This is a genomic window from Streptomyces sp. NPDC044106 (assembly GCF_056433985.1).
This window is the reverse complement of record NZ_JBWKFZ010000010.1, coordinates 242,903-261,188: the sequence shown is the minus strand read 5'-3', so window position 1 is coordinate 261,188 and position 18,286 is coordinate 242,903. Positions and strand designations below refer to the sequence as shown.

Genomic DNA, 18,286 nt, shown 5'->3' with positions numbered 1-18,286 from the left:
CCTCGCCTCAGTCGTCGCGGTGCGCCTTCGGCAGTTGTTGGGTCGCGCAGTGGATGCCGCCGCCGCCCTCGCCGAGGGTGTCCACCGGGAGCTGGGTGACCCGTCGGTCCGGGTAGAGGTCCCGCACGGTCGACGCCGCCGCGTCGTCCGCCTTGCGGTCGCCGAAGCGGGGCATGATCACGCCGCCGTTGACGACGTAGTAGTTCACGTAGGTCGCGAGGAAGCCGTCGCCGCGGCGGCCGATGTCGACCGGTTCCGGCAGGGAGACGGTCTCGAGGCGCTTGCCGCGGGCGTCCGTCGCCCCGGCCAGGGCCGCGCGCGCCTGGGCGTACGCCTTGGACCAGACATCCTCCGGCGCCGTCGGGGCCGGGGTGCTCAGGAGGACCACGCCGGGTTCGGTGAACCGGGCCAGCGCGTCGATGTGGCAGTCCGTGATGTCCTCGCCCCGGACACCGGCCACCCAGAGGACCTTGGTCACCCCGAACAGGCTCTTGAGCGCGCGCTCGATGTCGGCGCGGGACCTGCCTCGGTTGCGGTTGCCGTTGACCAGCGAGCTCTCGGTCGCCAGCAGGGTGCCCGCCCCGTCGGTCTCGATCGCGCCGCCCTCGCCGACGAGGGGCGCCTCGATCCTGGCGATGCGCCGGTCGGCGAGGACCGTCCGCGCCACCTTCCCGTCGCGGCCGTGCTCCTGCTTGCCGCCCCAGCCGTTGAAGTTGAGGTCGACGCCCGCGATGCCGTCCGGGCCGAGGACGAAGCTCGGGCCAGTGTCCCGCATCCACAGGTCGTCCACCGGCACCGGCACGACCGTCACGCCCGAGCCGCAGGCGCGCCGGGCCGCCGCCACGTCCCGCTCGTTCGCCAGCAGGGTCACCGGCTCGAACTCGGCGATCGTCCGGGCGATCCGCGCGATGTCCTGCCGCACGGCGTGCACGTCGGACTTCCAGATGCGGCGGCTCGGCCAGGACATGTACGTCAGCTCGTGCGGCGCCGCCTCCTCCGGCATGCGGCGGCGGCCGTCGGGGGTGGCTGTGGGCGCGGCGCGCCCGGCACGTTCCCGGTCCCCGTCCTGGCCCCGGCCGCCCCGCTTCTGTCCCTGCTCGCCGCCGCAGCCGCTCAGCGTCCCGCCGAGGGCGGCGAGGGCCCCGGCCCCCATCCCTGCCCGTACGACCCGACGCCTGGTCATCCGCCCGAACGACATGATCGATTCCCCCTGACTGAAAATTTGGTCAGGACGAGCCTACGGCAGGGGTGTCCCGCGAGGGCTTGAGGCATGATCGGGCACCGGAGAGAGTCGACAGCCAGCCCTCAAAGGCGGCGGAGCAGTGGAGTACGCGATGCCGGACAGGCCCACCCAGATCCTCGAAGCCGCCGCCCGGCTCATCGCCCGCCGTGGCGTGCGCGGGCTGCGCGTCGAGGAAGTGTCCGCGGAGGCCGGCGTCTCGACCGCCCTGATCTACTACCACTTCAAGGACCGCGCAGGGCTGCTCCGCCGCACGCTGGAGTTCATCAGCCGTCGGGCGGTCCGCTACACCGACCCCGCCCCGGACGCCTCCCCGGACGACGCCCCCCGCGCCCGCCTCACCGGCCTGCTGCTCCTCGAACTCCAGGACACCCCGCACGTACGGGAGAACAGCGCGGCCTGGGGCGAACTGCGCGCCACCGCGGTCTTCGACCCGGAGCTGCGGGAGCAGCTGGCCACCGCGACCCGGGAGTGGGTCGACGACCTCGCGCACCTGGTGCGGCGGTCCTGCGACACCGGGCAGGCCGGGCCCGGGGTCGACGCGGAGGCGGCGGCCGAGCGGCTCAGCGCGCTGGTCGAGGGGCTGAGCGAGCGGTGGCTGAGCGGCACGCTGCCTCTCGACCGGGCGCACGAGCTGCTCCGCGGGGCCGTCGCTCTTGAGCTGCGGCGGCCCTGACCCGACCGCCTCGACGCCGGGGCGCTCAGGCGAAGAAGGCGTTCATCCCGGGCACGTCGGAGAGGTAGGTCTCGATGCTCGCGATCCTGCCGTCCCGGAGTCGGCAGACCGTGGCCAGGTACTCGTCGAGGACGGCGTCCTCCCGGCGTGCGGTGTTGTGCAGGGAGAGTGCCATGTTCTCCCTGCTGACCAGGATGTGCAGCAGCTCGAAGTTCAGGCCGTACGAAGCGATCCGCCGAGCGCGTTCCACCACGGCGTCGGCGCCGTCGGCCGTGCCGGAGATGGTGTTGTCGCCGGGAAGGGTCCAGGTGGCGTCGTCGTGCAGCAGGGCCCGGATGGCGTCCCAGTCGCCCGAGACGAGGGCCCGGTGGAAGCTGCGTCCGAGGGCGAGGGCGGATTCGTCGGTGGACATGGTGATCCCTTCGGAAGACGCTGAAGCGGCGATCTCGCTAAAGCGGTGATCTGTGCGTTAGTGCGACTCTAGACCACTCCGGCCCCTAAGGCGCAAGTCTTTGCTTTAAGGTGGAGGGGTGAACACTGACGTACCGACGAGGCGGCCCGGAGGCCGCAGCAGCCGCGTCCGTGCCGCCGTCCACAGCGCCGCGGTCGCGCTGGTGGGCGAGCGCGGTGCCGACCAGGTGACGCTGCCCGCGGTGGCCCAGCGCGCGGGGGTCAACCCCAGCACCCTCTACCGGCGCTGGGGCAGTCTCGCCGCGCTCCTTGCCGACGTCGCCGAGCACCGCGGCGAGGCCGGTGCGCCCCCGCTCCTCGGCGATCTGCGCACCGACCTGGAGAACCAGGCGATCTGGACCCTGACGGAGCTCTCCCGGCCCGGCGGCATCGCGTTCTTCCGCGCCGAGGTCGCGCCCGACGTCGACGAGCGGCACGACGGCCTGCGCGAGTGCCTGCGCCGGGTCACCGAGCGCTTCGGGCCCGTCCTCGACACGGCGCGCGAGCGTGGCGAGGCACCCCCGCCCCTGGAGCGGGTCCTGGACCGGATCGTCGCGCCGCTCTACTTCCGGGTGGTCTTCTCGATACCCGGTACGGACGAGGCATACGTCCGCGACCTTGTCGCGGAGTTCATCGAGCAGCCCTAGATTGAGCCCGGCCCCCGATCCGCCCCTCGCGGAGGCGGCCTGCGCCGCCCCGCGCCCGGACGCCCGGCACGCACTCCCCCGAGCTCTCGGCGGCGCTCGAACAGAAGGACCCCCATGCCGCACGCCAATTCGGTTGACCGGGGGAAGATGCACGCGGACGAGGCCGACACCGACGAGGCGCCCGTGCGGCGGCTGGTCGGCGCCCGTTCCCGGCGTGGTCCGGGCTCCATGTGGAGCGCGTGGACTCCGCGGGGACGTCCGACGCCATGTACCGGCCTGGCCCGTCTTCCGGTGGCTGGACGGTGTGACGCCCGACCCCGACCCCGACCCCGATCACGTACTCGCCGACCCCCTCCTGCCCTCCAAGGACGTCGCGGAGTTCTTGCTCGCTCTACGAGGGGTGGGCGCGGCCGGGGCGCCCGCCGCCCACCGCAGTGATCCGCCGGCGGGATGCGACGCCGAGACGCGTGCGACGCTCACGTGATTGCGGGGCGCCGTGGACGAGCGGGCACAACAGCCGTGTGGCAGACCGCACTTGACGCCCCGTCAGGGTGTAGGTCCGCCATCTGAGTGCACGCGGATCTGCAGCCGGGCGACGTCCTCGTCGGCCCCGGCGGCCGGCTCACCGTCGTCAGCGACTTCGGATGCATGGGCACGGGCGGTCCCGCCGTCGACCTGACCCCGGCCTGGTACCTGACGGCCACCCCCGAAGCACGTGAGGCCTTCCGCACCGCGCTCGGCCCTGCCGCCGACGACGCCACGTGGGCGCGCGGCCGGGGCTGGGCGCTCACGGTCGCCCTCGCCGAACTCGCGTACTACCGGGAGACGAACCCCGTGACGGCCGGTATCGCGAGCCGCGTCCTCGGCCATCCGACGGCGGAGTCATCACCATCCGACGGCGGTGGAGGGCACGGCCGGGCAGTCGGTCCGGCCGCGCGCGACGACGACGCGCCGCTCACCCGGTGCTCAGCAGGAGCTGGACCGCAAGGCCCGTGATCAGCGCGCTCGACGTGAGCGCCGTGAGCAGACGGCCCCGGTGACCCGTCAGCGCCCGGCCCAGCAGCGCCCCACCGCCTGCGAGGAGCAGCTGCCAGCTCGCCGAGGCAGCAAAGGCGGCCAGCGCGAACACCGTCTGCTCCAGGTGCGTCAGCGTGGCGGTGGCCGGGCTGCCGAGGACGAGTGCGGCGAAGTAGATCATTGTGGCGGGGTTCAGGAGAGTGAGCCCGAGCAGGGCGGTGTAGGCACGGGCGGGGCCGAGGGGGGTGCCGGTCCTCGCGGTGGCCGCGTCGCGCGCGCGGTACCGGCGGACCGCCGTCGCCGCGCCCCGCGCCGCCAGTACGACGAGCACCAGGACCGAGGCCCACCTCAAGGGCGTCATGACCGGCTCGACGACGCCGGTCAGCGAGGCGCCGCCGACCGCGGCGAGCAGGGCGTACAGGCCGTCGGCGGTGGCGACTCCCAGGGCGGCGTGGGCTCCGGTCCATAGGGACGTGCGGGCGGTCAGCGCCACGAGGTGGGTCGCGACTCCGCCGACCGGCATGGCGATGCCGTACCCGGCGAGAAGCCCCGCGACCAGGACCTCGCTCACGCGTACGCGCGAATCGGCCTCCATGACCGCTGCCGGCCGGCCTGCTGCCCGCTCCGTGCCGGACGAGCGGCAAAGGGGCGCGGGGGCGGGGTGGCGGCAGTCCGGAGCGTGTTCATGGGCCGAGCGTGCCGGGAGGCGAGCGGTAGCGGCAACCGAATTCCCACGGCGCGCCGCACGCAGGATGGGGTCGCGGACTGTCTGTCGCCGACTTGGCCGACCCTGCCGCTCGCCGGATCACTCCGCGTACCGCGCCGACCGGAACACGCCCACCTGTGGCCAGTCCGATCCCCCCGTCTACGCCCGCAACCCGTCCTCGTACCGCCGCAAGATCTCGCGTGCCGTGCCCGGTGTCTGGTGGCCCACCAGCACCTGGGCCGTGAGGCCCTCCGTCAGGGCCAGCAAGGTGGCGGCCTCGGCGGCCGGGGTGAAGCCGGGGCGGAAGTCGCCGGTCTCCTGGCCGTAACCGAGCAGCCAGGCGACGAGTTCGTGCGACTTCGCGTACGTCTCGCGCAGCACCGCCGCCAGTCGCTCGCTCACCGCCGCGTGCGCGACGAAGGCGCCCCAGACCTGCGCCTCCGCCCTGTCCTCCGGCTCGACGAGGGCAAGCGCCGACAGCGTGCGGTGGAGCAGGGTCACGGCCGATCGCGGGGTGCCCGACGCCTCGATGCGGGCCTTCGCCCGGTCGCCGATCCGCTGTGAGATGCCCTCCAGCGCGAAGAGCAGCATCTCCTCCTTGGTGCGGAAGCAGCGCTGGACCGCGCCCATCGACACCCCCGCCACCGCCGCGACGTCGCGGAGGCTGACCGACTCCATCCCGGAGCGGGCGATCAGGGCGCAGACCGCTTCGGCGATGCGGCTGCGGCGGTCCTCGTAGTCGACCTGTCTGGGCACGGGCGGATGCCTTTCGTCGGGGCGCCGGGCGGGCCGGATCTTTTCGATGCGGTTGCATCGTATCCCGTCTCCGGGCATGATCTGATGCGACCGCATCGGAACGAGTGGCGCCGCGCCGTCGTGGTACGCGAGGCGCCGCATTCGGGGAGACATACGCATGGCGATCAGGACCGGGCAGAACAAGGCCGGACAGGGCGAGGCCGGACAGAACGGGCAGGGCAAGAAGTCGTCCGTGGGGATGCTGACCCTCTTCGGCTTCATCCTGCTCATCCAGGGGTTCGGCTCCGCGATCACGGAGGCCGGCTGGGACACCGGCTTCGGCGTCTCCGCCGTGCTGCGCGAGGCCGGTGCCCCGGCCTGGACGGACCTGGTGGTCGGCGCGCTCGGCTGCGCGCTGCTCGCGGCGGCGGCCCGCGCCCGACTGCTGCGGAAGACGCGGTAGGCGCCCGCCACCGCGCGGCACCGCACCGCCTCGGGTCACGATCCAGCCCTCACTCCTCCCGTCCCGCAGACCCGATCTAGCCCTCACCCCTCCCGCCCCGCGATACTTCCGCCACCCCACCGGTTACGGAAGGACTCGCGTGCTCTCTCGACTTGGCGCTCTCGGCGTCGCCGCTCTCCTCGCCGGGCTCGCCGCCCCGGCCCCCGCCTCCGCCGCCCCGGCCGGGCGTGCCGCCCCCACCGCCGAGGAGGCGCGGCTCGACCGCGCCGCCCCGCAGGAGATCCTTCGGCGCAGCGGATTCGACTCCGTGGCCCCGGATCTCGCGCGTGCGCTCGGCGCCTCCCACTCCTACGGCCAGGCACGGCGACTCGTCGCCCGCGAGGGCAGGTCGCTGTGGCGGCGGGCCGTCGGCCGGGCGCAGGGGCACGGGCCCGCCGGGTCCTCCGGGGCGGCCCTCAGCCGGGACGACGACCGGCCGCTGTACTGGGCGCGGCTCGGCATGACGCGGGAGCTGCGGACGTGGCAGCCTGCGCGCTTCTCCCTCACGGACACCCGACGAGCCCGGCTCATAGGCGAGTTGGAGCGGACCTCCCGCGGCCAGGACTCCGTCGACTATCACGGCGGCAACAGCGACAACAGCAGCCCCTCCCCCACCCGCCACAAGCACATCAAACGCATCCTCGTCACCGGCTTCGACCCCTTCACCCTCGACCGTGACGTCCGTATCAGCAATCCGTCCGGCGCCACCGCCCTCGCCCTGGACGGCACCACGATCCGGACCCCCGACGGGCCCGCGCGCATCGAGGCCGTCGTCTTCCCGGTCCGCTGGCAGGACTTCGCCGACGGCGCCGTGGAGCGGGCGCTGCGGCCGCACCTGCCGCGCGTCGACCTCTTCACCACCATCAGCCAGGGACGCGTCGGCCGGTTCGACATCGAGCGGACCAACGGTGCCTGGCGCGGCGGCTTCGCCGACAACGACAACGTGTCGCGCACGGAGACCATCCCGGTGACCGACCCCGGCTCGCAGCCTCAGTGGACGTCGACGACCCTCCCGTACAAGAAGATCGCGGACGCGCGGACAGGCCGTTTCCCCGTGTACGACAACACGTCCGTGACCGAGATTCCGGCGGGCGGCACCGAGCCCGTGGTCCGGCCCGGCGGGCCCACCGAGGGGTCGACGGCGCGCGCGGGCGGCGGCGGGGACTACCTGTCGAACGAGATCGGCTACCGCGCGACGCTGCTGCGGGACCGGCTCGGGCTGCACGACCGGCTGCCCGGCGGCCATGTGCACACGCCGGTGCTGCAGTTCGGCGCGGGCAACACGGATCCGGCGACGGGTGACGTCACCGATCCCGAGTTCGTGCGGAACCGGCTCGACATCATCGCTCAGGTGCGGGGGATCCTCCGGGTGGCCGCGTCGTCGTCCTGACCGGCGGCCGGACCGCCACCGGCGCCGGCCCTTGAACGACTGCCGCCGCCGTCGCCGCCGTCGCCGCCACCCGACGCGTTCTCGCCGAGCAGGTCGCGGGCCATCAGCGTCGCCCCCGCGACCGCGCCCGGCATCAGGAACACCGCGACGAACGGCACCATGAAGGCGACGGCGAGCGGCGCGCCGAAGCCCCAGGCCAGCCGCTTGCGGGAGCGCAGCAGGGTGAGCCGTTCGCGCAGTTCCACGCCGCGGCGCTGCAGGGCGACGGCGGTGAGCTCCTCCACCAGGAAGAACCCGGTCACGCAGAAGCCGATCACCGGGACCACGGTCTGGCCCGCGACCGGGACGAAGCCGAGCGCGAAGAGCAGCACGCCCCAGAGCGCCGCCCGCACCAGGATGCGGAGGCTGTCCCTGGCGGAGATCCACAGGTCCCGCCAGAGCGGCAGCCCGGACTCCGGTGCGTGGCCGCCCTCGGCGATGTCGACCTGCTCGGAGAGCGACTCGTAGAACGGCTCACCGATGAGCAGCGTCACGGCGGTGAAGGTGAGGACGGAGAGCAGCAGCGCGAGGGCGAAGAGCAGGGCCGTGAGGAAGCCGCGGAAGATGCCGGGCCAGGGCGAGGACCAGTCGTCGGCGAACGGCGTGGCCCAGCCGACGAGATCGGCGCCCCACAGGGCGAGAGCGACGAGCGCAGCCGCGTAGAGGACGAGGGTGATGAGGCCGGGCAGCAGTCCCCATCCGTACTGCCGGCCGTGCCGGGCGACCCAGCGCTGCCCCTTCACCAAGTAGCCGAAGCCCACACCCAGATCGCGCATGCGGCACACCTTAGCCGCAGGTGGGCGGCGGTCTGCGTGGGGTGGCGGCGGCTCTGTCACAGGCGGGGCACAAGGCCCTCTTGTTGCGGGGGAGTTGAGCCGGTAAGACCTCGCATACCGATCCCCCGGAGGTACGTATGGGTATATCCCGGCCGTCGAGCACCGTATCGCTCACCACCGCCGTCACCGCCATCACCGCCGTCACCGCGGGCGCCCTGGTCCTCACCGCGCTCGCCCCGGGCAGCGCGGTTGCCGGTCCGACGCCGCGTCCGGTCGTCCGTGAGGGCTCGCCGAACGGCGCCGAACGGGCCGCCGACGCCCCGGCGGAAGCCGCCGAACGCGCCCTCGCCGATACGCGGTCCCCCGGCCCCGGCAGCAACGGGCCCGGGACCGACGAGATCGGCAGCGACAAGCTCGGCAGCGACAACGGCCGCGGCTACCCGCGCGAGCGGAGGCTCACCGCGCCCCCGGAGAACCCGGCCGACAAATCGATAAAACTGGGGCTCACGCCGTACCACGGCATAGCCCCGAAGCTGAACGCCCTGCAACGCATCGGCGACCGCGTCAGCGTGGAGATCGCGGGCCGCTCCGCGGGCGGTCACCAGCTCTACCTCGTGACCGTCACCGCGCCCGAGTCCGCGCGTGAGACGGCCCGGCAGGCGCGGATGCGCGAGCGCATCGAGAACGCGCCGCGGGCCGCCGCCCACGACCAGGCGATCAAGTCCTCGTACAAGACGCCCGTCTTCATCAACAACAACATCCACGGCAACGAGTGGGAGGGCACCGACGCCGCCCTGAAGCTCATCGAGAGGCTGGCGAGGGCGAAGGACGAGAAGAGCCGGGACCTGCTCGCGCACAACCGCCTCTACTTCAACGTCACCAGCAACCCCGACGGCCGCATCGCCGGCACCCGCGCCAACGCGGGCGGCTTCGACCTCAACCGCGACTTCATCACCGCCTCGCAGCCCGAGTCCCGCGCGATCCGGCGGATCGCCGTCGTCAAGCAGCCCGCCGTCATGATCGACCTGCACGGATACGTCAACGGCACACTGATCGAGCCGACCACTCCCCCGCACGGCGAGAACTACGAGTACGACCTCTTCCTCAAGAATGCCTACGCCAACGCCCTCGGCATGGAGGCCGCCATCAAGGGCCTCGGCTACACCGAGGAGAAGGACGGCGTGAAGCCGCCCGTCATCCCCTTCCGCGACCAGCAGGAGGGCTGGGACGACTGGCCGCCGATCTTCACTCCGCAGTACCTGCCCTTCCACGGCGCGGTCGCCACGCACACCATCGAGTTCCCGATGCAGGTGAACAACGAGGAGTACGAGACGCAGCCCGTCGCGGAGCTCCGGCGCAGGGCCGCCGTCAACGTCGACATCGCGGGCGCCGCGATGCGCGCCACCCTCGCCTACACCGACAGCCACCGCCGCTCGGTGATCGCCGACCAGATCGAGGTCTTCCGGCGGGGCGCGGCCGGTGCCGAGCAGGTGCCGGTGTCGGAGGAGACGGTTCCGGGGGTGCCGGGGATCGGCCCCGAGGACGTGTACACGACCAAGTTCCCGCGCGCGTACGTGATTCCGGCGAGCGGGGGCCGTCAGCGTTCGGCGGCGGCAGCGGCGCGGCTCGTGGACCATCTGGTCGCCAACGACGTGCGGGTGGAGCGGGCGGGGCGCGGCTTCCGGCTCGGCGGACGGACGTACCCGAAGGGCTCGTACGTCGTCGACATGCACCAGCCGAAGCGGGGCCTGGCCAATGTGATGCTGGCCGACGGGCGGGACATCAGCGACAAGGTGTCGACGATGTACGACATCTCGGGGTGGAGCCTCGGGCGCCTCTGGGGCGCGAGCGTCGACGTGGTCCAGGACGGTGACCTGCGCGGCGTCCACACGCGCCCGGTACGCGCGGCGACGCCGATCGGCCGGGTGGCGCCACACGGCGACCTGCGGCTGCGACTGGACGACCCGCGCGAGTTCGAAGCCCTCAACTCCCTGCTATCGCAGGGCATTCCGGTCCGCCGTGACCGCGAGGGCAACGCCGTCCTGCCGTCGTCCGCGCGCCGTGCCGCGACCGCCGCCGCACGGAAGTACGACGTGGCTTTCGAGGCCGCCAGGGCCCGGGGCGGCGCCGCCCTGCACCGCACACGGGTCGCCGCGGCCGTCACGCCGGGCGAGCTGTTCGCGCTGCGGGAGATGAACTTCGACGTGGTGCCCGTGTCGACCGCCGTGCTCAACTCCGGCTTCGACTGGAGGAAGGCGGACGTGCTCTTCGTGTCGGCCGGACTCGACCGCGGCAAGCTGAATCCGGCGGCCAGGGCCGGCCTCGACCGGTTCCTCTCCGGGGGCGGCGGGCTCGTCGGGCGGGGAGCCGTCGGGGCCGCGCTGAACGCCGACGCGAAGCTGCTCGCCGCCGAGCCCGTCGAGGGCAACGGCGACGCCAACGGCGTGGTCCGCGTGGCCAACACGGGCGGCGGCAGGGTGACCGGCGGGGCGGTGACCGGCGGGGCGCCGGACCACAGCTTCGTCTACGCGCCGATGTGGTTCACCGACCTCGGCCCCGGGGTGCGTGTGGAGCAGAGGTACGGCAGCGGAAACCCCCTGCTGTCCGGGCACTGGCGGGCGCTGGACGACGGCTCCGGAGGACCCGCCGAAGCCGCGGGCCAGGCCTCGGTCGTCAGCGGATCGGCGGGCGGCGCGAACGTGGTGCTCTTCGGCACGGAGCCGCTCTTCCGCGACCACCCGAAGGGGATGTTCTCGCAGGTCGGGCAGGCTTTGCTGAGCGTTCGCCGGTAGGCGGGGACCAGCGGGAATGAGTTCCGGCGGCGCGGCGGTTGAGCGGACACAGATCATTTCCGACGCGCCCCCGGAGGCCATCCCGTATGACCCGTGAAATCCGAGTGCAGGGCACTGTCGCCGACGGTTACGAGACCGTGCGCGACGAGTTCACCGCCGTCCTCGCCGCCGAGGGCCCCCGCTACGCCGGGCAGCTGGCCGCGTACGTCAAGGGCCGCAAGGTCGTCGACCTGTGGGCCGGCCCCGACACGGACGCGGACACGCTGTACGGGGTGTACTCGTCCACCAAGGGTGCGGCCCATCTCGTCGTCGCCCTGCTCGTCCAGGACGGCACGCTCGATCTGGACCGCGAAGTCGCCCACTACTGGCCGGAGTTCGCCGCCGGGGGCAAGGGTGCGGTGACCCTGCGCGAACTGCTCGCACACCGGGCGGGCGTGGTGGGCGCGGACACCGGCTTCTCGCCCGAGGAACTCGCCGACGACCGGGCGATCGCCGAGCGGCTGGCCGCGCAGCGCCCGTACTGGCGCCCCGGCACCGCCTTCGGCTACCACGCCCTCGCCATCGGGGCGCTCTCCGGCGAGGTGGTGTTCCGCGCCACCGGCCGGACCCTGCAAGAGGTGTACGAGGAGCGGGTGCGCGCACCGCACGGCCTCGACTTCTTCCTCGGCCTGCCCGAGGAGCACGAGAGCCGGTTCCACTCGGTCCTGCCGATGGACCCGACGCCCGAGCAGCAGGCGCTCCTCGCGTCGGTGCCGACGGGGCCGCAGAGCCTCAACTCCATCGCCTTCAACCGCAACGCGGCTCGGCCCACCGACCTCCAGGCCCTGCCCAACTCCCGTGCGATACGCGCGAAGGGCCCCGCCTCGGTCGGCGGCGTGGCCTCCGCGCGCGGCCTCGCCGGGATGTACGCGGCGGCCGTCACCGGTGTCGAGGGCGGCGAGGCGCTCCTCACGGCGGACACGGTCGCCGAGTTCGGGCAGATCCAGTCGGTCGGGTACGACCTGGTGTCGCAGGCGCACAAGATCTTCGCGGTCGGCTTCCAGGCCACGTCCGAGGTCCTGTTCCCGTTCCTCGGCGCGGGCTCGATCGGGCACAGCGGCGCGGGCGGCTCCCAGGCGTTCGCCGATCCGCGCAGCGGGCTCGCCTACGGGTACGCGCGGCGGCGGTACGCCTTCCCCGGCGGTTCGGCGCCGGAGAACGAGCGGCTCGCCCGGGTGGTGCACGAGGCGGTGCTCGCGGCGGGCTGAGCGGCTGGGGCGACACCCGTAGGCAGGCACGACGGAGGGCCGCACCCCGATTGATTCCGGGGTGCGGCCCTCCGTCGTACGTACGGCGAGCGGGTCAGGCGACCGAGAGCTCGACCTTGATGTTGCCGCGCGTGGCGTTCGAGTAGGGGCACACCTGGTGGGCCTTCTCGACCAGGGACTGCGCGGTGGCCGCGTCCACGTTCGGGATGGAGGCGGTGATCGCCACCTCCAGGCCGAAGCCGCCGGCCTCGTTCTGGCCGATGCCGACCTTGGCGGTGACGGTCGAGCCGGAGATGTCGGCGTTCTCCTTGCGGGCGACCACGCCGAGGGCGCCCTGGAAGCAGGCGCTGTAACCGGCGGCGAAGAGCTGCTCGGGGTTGGTGCCCGCGCCGCTGCCACCCATCTCCTTCGGCGGGTTCACGACGACGTCGAGCTTGCCGTCGTCGCTGGCCACGCGGCCGTCACGGCCGTTCTCTGCGGTGGCGACGGCGGTGTACTTGACGTCGATCTTCTGGATGGACATGAGTTCCTGTTCCTCCTGAGATGTGACGTGGTGCGCGCCCACAACCACGGTTTGTGGAATTAGGTTATCGGATACCGGAAGTCGCCTGGCGGGCGTCCCGGCGGACGCCACACAGGCCCTCAGGCGAGGGAGACGATCATCTTGCCGGTGTTCTCACCGCGGAGCATGCCGAGGAATGCGTCCACGCCGTTCTCCACGCCCTCGACAACCGTCTCCTTGTACTTGAGCTCGCCGGAGCGGACCCAGGCGCCGACCTCGCGCACGAACTCGGGCTGGAGGTCGTTGTGGTCCTGCACGAGCATGCCCTGAAGGCGCAGGCGCTTGCCGATGACCAGGGCGAGGTTGCGCGGGGCCGGGGTCGGCTCGGTGTCGTTGTACCCGGCGATCATGCCGCAGATGGTGACGCGGCCGTGCACGTTCAGACGGCTGATGGCGGCTTCCAGGTGCTCGCCGCCGACGTTGTCGAAGTAGACGTCGATGCCGTCGGGGGCCACCTCCTTGAGCTGCTCGGCGACCGGCTTGTCGTCCTTGTAGTTGAAGGCCGCGTCGAAGCCGTACTCCTCGACGAGGAGCTTGACCTTGTCGTCCGAGCCCGCCGAGCCGACAACGCGCGAGGCGCCCTTCAGCTTGGCGATCTGGCCGACCTGACCGCCGACGGCACCGGCGGCGCCGGAGACGAAGACCGCGTCGCCCTCCTTGAAGGAGGCGACCTCAAGGAGCCCGGCGTACGCGGTCAGGCCCGTCATGCCGAGTACGCCGAGGTACGCGGAGAGGGGCGCGGCCTGCGCGTCGACCTTGGTGGCGTGCTGGACGGGGACGGAGGCGTACTCGCGCCAGCCCGCGAAGTGCAGGACGTGGTCGCCGACCGCGAAGCCCTCGGCGTTCGAGGCGACGACCTCGCCGACCGCGCCGCCCTCCATGGGGCGGTCGAGCTGGAACGGCGGCACGTACGACTTCACGTCGTTCATCCGGCCCCGCATGTACGGGTCCACGGAGAAGTAGAGGTTGCGGACCAGGACGCGGCCCTCGGCCGGGGCCTCGACGGGGGCCTCGCGCAGCGCGAAGTCCTCCGGGACCGGCCAGCCCTCGGGGCGCCGCACGAGGTGCCATTCGCGGCTGACGGAGGGAAGCTGCTGCTCAGGGGTGACGGACATGAGGGGGTGTCCTCCTACGACGGTGCCATGGATGGCGGTACGACAAATACTTCAGAGTATGAAACAACCATGCTCCTGGATATTTCATGATGTCAAGTAACCCGGTAACCTGAAGAACATGTCCAGCAGCACGTCCAGCAGCTCCGGGGCCGGTACCCCGTCCCCCCGCTCCGACCCGCTGACGCTCGAGGTGGTCGAGCTCATCGGCTCGGTCGTGGCGCGCTACCACGAGGAGTACGAGGAGGCCGCGGCCGGGCATTCACTGACCGGGGCGCAGGCCCGCGTACTGGGTCTGCTCTCCCTGGAACCTATGCCTATGCGTCGCATCGCGCAGAAGTTGAAGTGCGAGCCGTCGAACATCACGGGGATCGTGGACCGCCTCGAGGCCCGCGGCCTCGTCGAGCGGCGCCCCGACGCGACCGACCGCCGCGTGAAGCTGGCAGCGCCGACGGAGGAGGGCGCCGAGGTCGCCCGTAGCCTGCGGGAGTCCCTGCACTTCGCGCGGGAGCCGTTGGCCGAGCTGTCCCGGGACGAGCGGGTCGCTTTGCGCGGGCTTTTGCGGAGGATGCTGGGCGAAGAGGGCTGAGTGGCTTGCCGGGGGGCGTTAGAGCCTGTGTCATATCCCCGGCCGGGTGGTCGCCGCCTGGCACGCACGCTCGCCGCGTTGCCGAAAAGCCCTAGTAGCTCTGCTACGAGGACTTCCCGGCGCCTTGCGATCGCACGCACCAGACGACGCCCACTGATCCGACCGGGGATATGACACAGGCTCTTACGTGCACCACCAGAGGAAGCGGTGGCAGGTCTTGGTGGGGGTCGGGGCCGGGGGGCCCGTCGGGGCGGGGTGCTCGGTGGCCGGTGGGGCGGTTGGGCGGGGCGTGGTGCCGGGGCGGGGGGCCTGGGTGGGGGCAGTGGTGCGGGACGGGGCGTCTTCCTGTTCGCCGTTGCTGTTCCTGCCCTGTCCGTCCTGGGCGCCGTTCGCGGCCTCGCGCTGTCTCGCCAGCTCCTCCTCCGCCCGCCGCCGCTCGGCCTCCGCCGCCGACCCGGAGGGCGCCGCCGACCGCGCCGCCACGTCCTCGACCGCCGCCGCACCGACCGCGCCGCCGTCGGGGCCCGTGGAATCCGTCGGGGACGGGCCTCCTGCGACGTCACCGTCCGGTGCGGACGACCGCACGGGACTCTCGGACGCCCCCTCCGTACCCAGCTCCGCCAGGCTCAGGCCGCCCGCTGCGAGCGCCAGGCCCGCCGTGATGAAGAGGACCTTGCGGCGCCTGCGCCGGTGCGCTCTGCGGCTGCGCTCCTTGCGGCGGCCGCGGGGGCGCGGGGACGGCTCCTCGTACCCGTCGTCACAGGCGTCCGGTTCCTCCGGCGGCGCGGCGGCCGACCGCGCGTACGCCCGGCACGCTTCGGCAGGAATTCCGCACCCCGGGCAGGCGAGGGCGCCATTGAGGTGCCTGCGGCACGGGAGGCAGTAGTCCATGAGGCATGGAGGCTAGGTGCCGTCTCGGCGGGAGCGGAAGTCGACGCTGTGAAGGTTGTGTGCGGAATCGGAAGGTCCGGTCACGGTCGGACGTCGGGTCCGGGTGTCACGTTCTGCCCACAAGGCCCCGCAATCGGCGGGCCCGCAACACCAATTCGAGTTCGAACCGGCGGTCCGGGTCGTCAATCTCGTCACCCCAGAGTTCCCTGATCTGGCGTAGGCGGTAGCGCACCGTCTGGGGGTGGACGCCGAGGCGGGCCGCCACCTCCGGGGCGCCGCCGCGGGTCTCCAGCCAGGCGAGCAAGGTCTCCGCGAGGCGGCGGCCGTGGGCGGGCCCGCAGTGGTCCAGTGGGGCCAGACAGCGGCGGGCCAGGTCCTCGATGAGCTCCTCGGGCTGCAGGAGCACCAGCGCCTCGGTGTGCTGCGTGCAGTGCAGGACCTCGCCGGCGGGCAGCAGGCCGCGCTCCATGAGCCGTACCGCGGCCTCCGCCCAGCGCAGCGACTTCGCCGCGTCGGCCAGCGCCACGGGCGGGCCGATGGCGCCCGACCAGCCCGCCATGGCGCGGCGCAGCAGCTCGGGCCGCCCGGCCGCCTCGGGGTCCGGTACCACCATGCGGGGCTGCTCGGCCTCCATGTCGAGCAGGACGCCCGCCCCGACAGCGGGCGCGACGGCATCCCGAGCGGGGCGCAGCAGGACGCCGACGGCGACGCGTTCGGGCAGTTGCCAGCCGACGCGGGCGGCGCGTTCGCCGAGGCCGTGCCCGAAGGCCGCGGCTCCGGTACCGGAGGCCGAGCCGGATCCCGAGGACGACCCGGACTGCGGTCCGTGCGGCGCTCCCGTCGCCGTGTCGGAACGCCGCTCCGTCAGCAGCAGCTCCATCAACTTCCGTTGCAGCCGCAGCCGTTCGCCCGCCTCCCGCGCCGCCGCCTCCGCGTATCCGCGTACTGACTGGTCGACGAGGCCGTCCAGGTACTCGAAGCCCGACTCGGCGAGCTCGTACATGGCCGGCGGCGGGATCTCGATCTGCTGGCCGATCTCGGCGAGGCGCCGCCAGGCGAGGCGTACCCCGAGGCGGTAGATCGCCTGGAGCGAGTCGAGACTGCGGCCGTGCAGGCCCTCGCCGCGACCGAACTCCTGGAACACTTCCAGGTGGTAGCGCGGACGCCCTTCCTGCGACGCCAGCTGCTGGACGAAACCTTCCAGCGCGCGGCGGATGCCGATCAGCGCCATCGGCTCGCCCGAGTCGTCGCGGACGACGGGTAGGCCGGGGTACTCGGCACGGATCTCGCGCAGGATGTCCTGGGCGAGCGCGGGCACCTCCTCCATGGCGAGCGCGGCGAACTCCCGCACCTGCCGCGGCGGCACGTCGCGCCAGGCGGAGCGGGCCGTGGGGCGGTCCGGGTCCTCGTCGGCGGTCATGGGGTCGGGGGCGACGGCCGTCTCGGCGGGCTGGGTGTCAGTCGCGGCCACGGTCGCTCACTGCCCCTGCGTCGCCGGTGCCTCGTAATGCACCAGTGGCGTGTTCGGCTGGTCCGGCGTGGCGTCGAGGAGGGCGACGATGCCGAGCGCCGCGCCCACGGCGAGCAGCGCCCCGGCGGCGACGGTGAGTGAAGCGGCGAGCAATCGGTGCATGGTGAGGGTCAGCCTCTCTGTCGGAGGTCGTCCCCATCCCGGTCGCGCAGTCCCCCGGCCGGGCCGAGCGGCTCGGGCCGCGTCGCCCCTGGCGCACAGCCCGTACCGGTCCCACCCGGCAAGTCCTCAGTCTCTGCAACGCATTGACACTTCGTCAAGGGTGCGCTTACGTTCCCGGCCCATACGGCTCGGTAACACTTCTCCCGCCTCAGCCCAGGAGTGACCTCATGCGCCGCACCGCCTCTCCCCTGTCACTGATCCTTCTCGGGCTCGGCGCGTTCCTGCTGGTCCTGGCGCCGATGCTGGCCTGGTACGTCGAGCCACGCGCGAAACGCACCCCGGTGGACATCGACACCATCACCGTCTTCAAGGGCAAGGGGAGCTACTTCGACACGGAGAAGATCAAGACCGTCCACGACAAGAACCTCACCATCACGCGGCAGGTGCGCGGCGACGTGGCGGACAGCGAGGACAGCGGGCGGGCGGTCTGGGACGTGTCCACGTCCGTCGATCCGGACAAGTCGCTGCCCGCGGCCGACCCGCACGACTCGCTCCAGTGGACGCTGGAACGCTGGGTCACCGACCGGAGGACGAACGCGCCGGTGCACTGCTGCGGCGAGAAGCCGTACTTCGAGGGCGAGGCCTACCTGAAGTTCCCCTTCGACGTGGAGAAGCGCTCCTACCGCTGGTGGGACAACACGCTGGGCGCGACCGTGCCGCTCACCTACCGGGGCACGAAGAAGATCCAGGGGTACGAGGGGCTCCGCTTCACGGCCACCGTGCGGCCCACCAAGACCGGTACGCGTCAGGTGCCGGGGACCTTGGTCGGCCGGCCGAAGCAGGGCCAGGTCATCGCGGACGAGTACTACGCCAACCACGGCATCGAGCTCGTCGCCGACCAGCGCACCGGCCGGATCATCTACGCCGCCATCGGGCCCCGCAAGACGCTGCGCGCGCCGGGGTCGAGCAAGGACTCGACGGTGCTGCTCGACAGTGAGCGGATCGCGTTCACGCCTGCCACGCAGAAGGACCAGGTGAAGCTCGCCGACGACGACAGCAGCCGGCTGAAGCTGGTCGGCGAGACGCTTCCGGTCGGCGCGGCCGTGCTGGGCGGAGTGCTCGAGGTGGCCGGAATCGTGCTCGTCGTGCGCGGACGGCGCGGCGACGGGGCACCCGGTCCCGGAGGGCGGCGGCGCGGTTCGGCGGAGCCGGGGAGTCCGGATCCCGGGACGTCACCGACAGCCCTGCAGTCGACCACGATGTGATGCGGCATCAGCTCTCG

Annotated in this window: 20 protein-coding genes; 10 read left to right on the top strand and 10 right to left on the bottom strand. The window is 72.6% G+C overall.

What is annotated here, in order from left to right:
- Nucleotides 1–7 precede the first annotated feature (7 nt).
- Nucleotides 8–1,183 (bottom strand): agmatine deiminase family protein, encoded by a 1,176-nt coding sequence (locus AC07DI_RS20220; protein WP_478905466.1) that lies wholly within the window; start codon nucleotides 1,181–1,183, stop codon nucleotides 8–10.
- Nucleotides 1,184–1,334: 151 nt separating this feature from the next.
- On the opposite strand from AC07DI_RS20220, the gene AC07DI_RS20215 reads away from it, so the two are divergent.
- On the top strand, nucleotides 1,335–1,916 hold the full coding sequence (locus tag AC07DI_RS20215) for a TetR/AcrR family transcriptional regulator (protein ID WP_478905464.1): 582 nt from the start codon (nucleotides 1,335–1,337) through the stop codon (nucleotides 1,914–1,916).
- A 25-nt stretch (nucleotides 1,917–1,941) separates the two neighbouring features.
- Here the strand turns inward: AC07DI_RS20215 and AC07DI_RS20210 are convergent, their stop codons facing one another.
- A complete protein-coding gene (locus tag AC07DI_RS20210) occupies nucleotides 1,942–2,328 on the bottom strand; it encodes a nuclear transport factor 2 family protein (protein ID WP_384263474.1) in 387 nt (128 codons plus the stop codon).
- 118 nt (nucleotides 2,329–2,446) lie between these two features.
- On the opposite strand from AC07DI_RS20210, the gene AC07DI_RS20205 reads away from it, so the two are divergent.
- The 3 genes from AC07DI_RS20205 to AC07DI_RS20195 all read left to right on the top strand — a co-directional run bounded on the left by AC07DI_RS20205 (nucleotide 2,447) and on the right by AC07DI_RS20195 (nucleotide 4,009).
- The gene (locus tag AC07DI_RS20205; RefSeq protein ID WP_478905463.1) at nucleotides 2,447–3,013 is read left to right on the top strand and encodes a TetR/AcrR family transcriptional regulator; all 567 of its coding nucleotides are present in this window, start codon (nucleotides 2,447–2,449) and stop codon (nucleotides 3,011–3,013) included.
- Nucleotides 3,014–3,317: 304 nt separating this feature from the next.
- On the top strand, nucleotides 3,318–3,497 hold the full coding sequence (locus AC07DI_RS20200) for a hypothetical protein (RefSeq protein WP_478905462.1): 180 nt from the start codon (nucleotides 3,318–3,320) through the stop codon (nucleotides 3,495–3,497).
- Nucleotides 3,498–3,583: 86 nt separating this feature from the next.
- Nucleotides 3,584–4,009, top strand: a complete 426-nt coding sequence (locus AC07DI_RS20195; RefSeq protein ID WP_478905461.1) for a phosphotransferase — start codon at nucleotides 3,584–3,586, stop codon at nucleotides 4,007–4,009.
- Here AC07DI_RS20195 and AC07DI_RS20190 read toward each other — a convergent pair.
- Both AC07DI_RS20190 and AC07DI_RS20185 read right to left on the bottom strand, forming a co-directional pair.
- Nucleotides 3,969–4,625, bottom strand: a complete 657-nt coding sequence (locus tag AC07DI_RS20190) for a LysE family transporter (RefSeq protein WP_384263469.1) — start codon at nucleotides 4,623–4,625, stop codon at nucleotides 3,969–3,971. The two genes, AC07DI_RS20195 and AC07DI_RS20190, sit on opposite strands and share 41 nt — an antisense overlap.
- A gap of 270 nt (nucleotides 4,626–4,895) precedes the next feature.
- A complete protein-coding gene (locus AC07DI_RS20185) occupies nucleotides 4,896–5,492 on the bottom strand; it encodes a TetR/AcrR family transcriptional regulator (RefSeq protein WP_478905460.1) in 597 nt (198 codons plus the stop codon).
- A 157-nt stretch (nucleotides 5,493–5,649) separates the two neighbouring features.
- Between AC07DI_RS20185 and AC07DI_RS20180 the strand changes: the two genes are divergently transcribed.
- Both AC07DI_RS20180 and AC07DI_RS20175 read left to right on the top strand, forming a co-directional pair.
- A complete protein-coding gene (locus AC07DI_RS20180; RefSeq protein ID WP_384263464.1) occupies nucleotides 5,650–5,934 on the top strand; it encodes a hypothetical protein in 285 nt (94 codons plus the stop codon).
- Between the two features lie 139 nt (nucleotides 5,935–6,073).
- Nucleotides 6,074–7,363 carry a pyroglutamyl-peptidase I gene (locus AC07DI_RS20175; protein WP_478905459.1) on the top strand — a complete coding sequence of 430 codons (1,290 nt, stop codon included), beginning with the start codon at nucleotides 6,074–6,076 and terminating at the stop codon, nucleotides 7,361–7,363.
- On the opposite strand, the gene AC07DI_RS20170 is transcribed toward AC07DI_RS20175, so the two are convergent.
- Nucleotides 7,321–8,178: an EI24 domain-containing protein gene (locus AC07DI_RS20170; RefSeq protein WP_478905458.1), complete on the bottom strand. Its 858-nt coding sequence runs from the start codon at nucleotides 8,176–8,178 to the stop codon at nucleotides 7,321–7,323. The genes AC07DI_RS20175 and AC07DI_RS20170 overlap by 43 nt on opposite strands.
- Nucleotides 8,179–8,315: 137 nt before the next feature.
- Here AC07DI_RS20170 and AC07DI_RS20165 point away from each other — a divergent pair, with 137 nt between their 5' ends.
- Nucleotides 8,316–10,970: a M14 family zinc carboxypeptidase gene (locus AC07DI_RS20165; RefSeq protein WP_478905457.1), complete on the top strand. Its 2,655-nt coding sequence runs from the start codon at nucleotides 8,316–8,318 to the stop codon at nucleotides 10,968–10,970.
- An 86-nt stretch (nucleotides 10,971–11,056) separates the two neighbouring features.
- Complete coding sequence (locus tag AC07DI_RS20160) at nucleotides 11,057–12,217, top strand: serine hydrolase domain-containing protein (protein ID WP_478905456.1); 1,161 nt, start codon at nucleotides 11,057–11,059, stop codon at nucleotides 12,215–12,217.
- A gap of 94 nt (nucleotides 12,218–12,311) precedes the next feature.
- Here AC07DI_RS20160 and AC07DI_RS20155 read toward each other — a convergent pair whose 3' ends face one another.
- Both AC07DI_RS20155 and AC07DI_RS20150 read right to left on the bottom strand, forming a co-directional pair.
- Nucleotides 12,312–12,740 carry an organic hydroperoxide resistance protein gene (locus AC07DI_RS20155; RefSeq protein ID WP_384263452.1) on the bottom strand — a complete coding sequence of 143 codons (429 nt, stop codon included), beginning with the start codon at nucleotides 12,738–12,740 and terminating at the stop codon, nucleotides 12,312–12,314.
- A gap of 119 nt (nucleotides 12,741–12,859) precedes the next feature.
- Nucleotides 12,860–13,894, bottom strand: a complete 1,035-nt coding sequence (locus tag AC07DI_RS20150) for an NADP-dependent oxidoreductase (RefSeq protein ID WP_384263449.1) — start codon at nucleotides 13,892–13,894, stop codon at nucleotides 12,860–12,862.
- Between the two features lie 118 nt (nucleotides 13,895–14,012).
- Between AC07DI_RS20150 and AC07DI_RS20145 the strand changes: the two genes are divergently transcribed.
- Nucleotides 14,013–14,480 carry a MarR family winged helix-turn-helix transcriptional regulator gene (locus AC07DI_RS20145; protein WP_478905455.1) on the top strand — a complete coding sequence of 156 codons (468 nt, stop codon included), beginning with the start codon at nucleotides 14,013–14,015 and terminating at the stop codon, nucleotides 14,478–14,480.
- A 183-nt stretch (nucleotides 14,481–14,663) separates the two neighbouring features.
- Here AC07DI_RS20145 and AC07DI_RS20140 read toward each other — a convergent pair whose 3' ends face one another.
- From AC07DI_RS20140 to AC07DI_RS20130, 3 genes are all read right to left on the bottom strand, one after another.
- Nucleotides 14,664–15,371: an SCO2400 family protein gene (locus AC07DI_RS20140; RefSeq protein WP_478905454.1), complete on the bottom strand. Its 708-nt coding sequence runs from the start codon at nucleotides 15,369–15,371 to the stop codon at nucleotides 14,664–14,666.
- 106 nt (nucleotides 15,372–15,477) lie between these two features.
- Complete coding sequence (locus AC07DI_RS20135) at nucleotides 15,478–16,791, bottom strand: PucR-like N-terminal domain-containing protein (protein ID WP_478905557.1); 1,314 nt, start codon at nucleotides 16,789–16,791, stop codon at nucleotides 15,478–15,480.
- A 57-nt stretch (nucleotides 16,792–16,848) separates the two neighbouring features.
- Entirely contained in the window at nucleotides 16,849–16,995 is a 147-nt protein-coding gene (locus AC07DI_RS20130) for a hypothetical protein (RefSeq protein ID WP_384255403.1), read from the bottom strand.
- 236 nt (nucleotides 16,996–17,231) lie between these two features.
- Here AC07DI_RS20130 and pgfA point away from each other — a divergent pair, with 236 nt between their 5' ends.
- On the top strand, nucleotides 17,232–18,269 hold the full coding sequence (gene pgfA / locus AC07DI_RS20125; protein WP_478905453.1) for a cell envelope lipid trafficking protein PgfA: 1,038 nt from the start codon (nucleotides 17,232–17,234) through the stop codon (nucleotides 18,267–18,269).
- The last annotated feature ends 17 nt before the right edge of the window (nucleotides 18,270–18,286 follow it).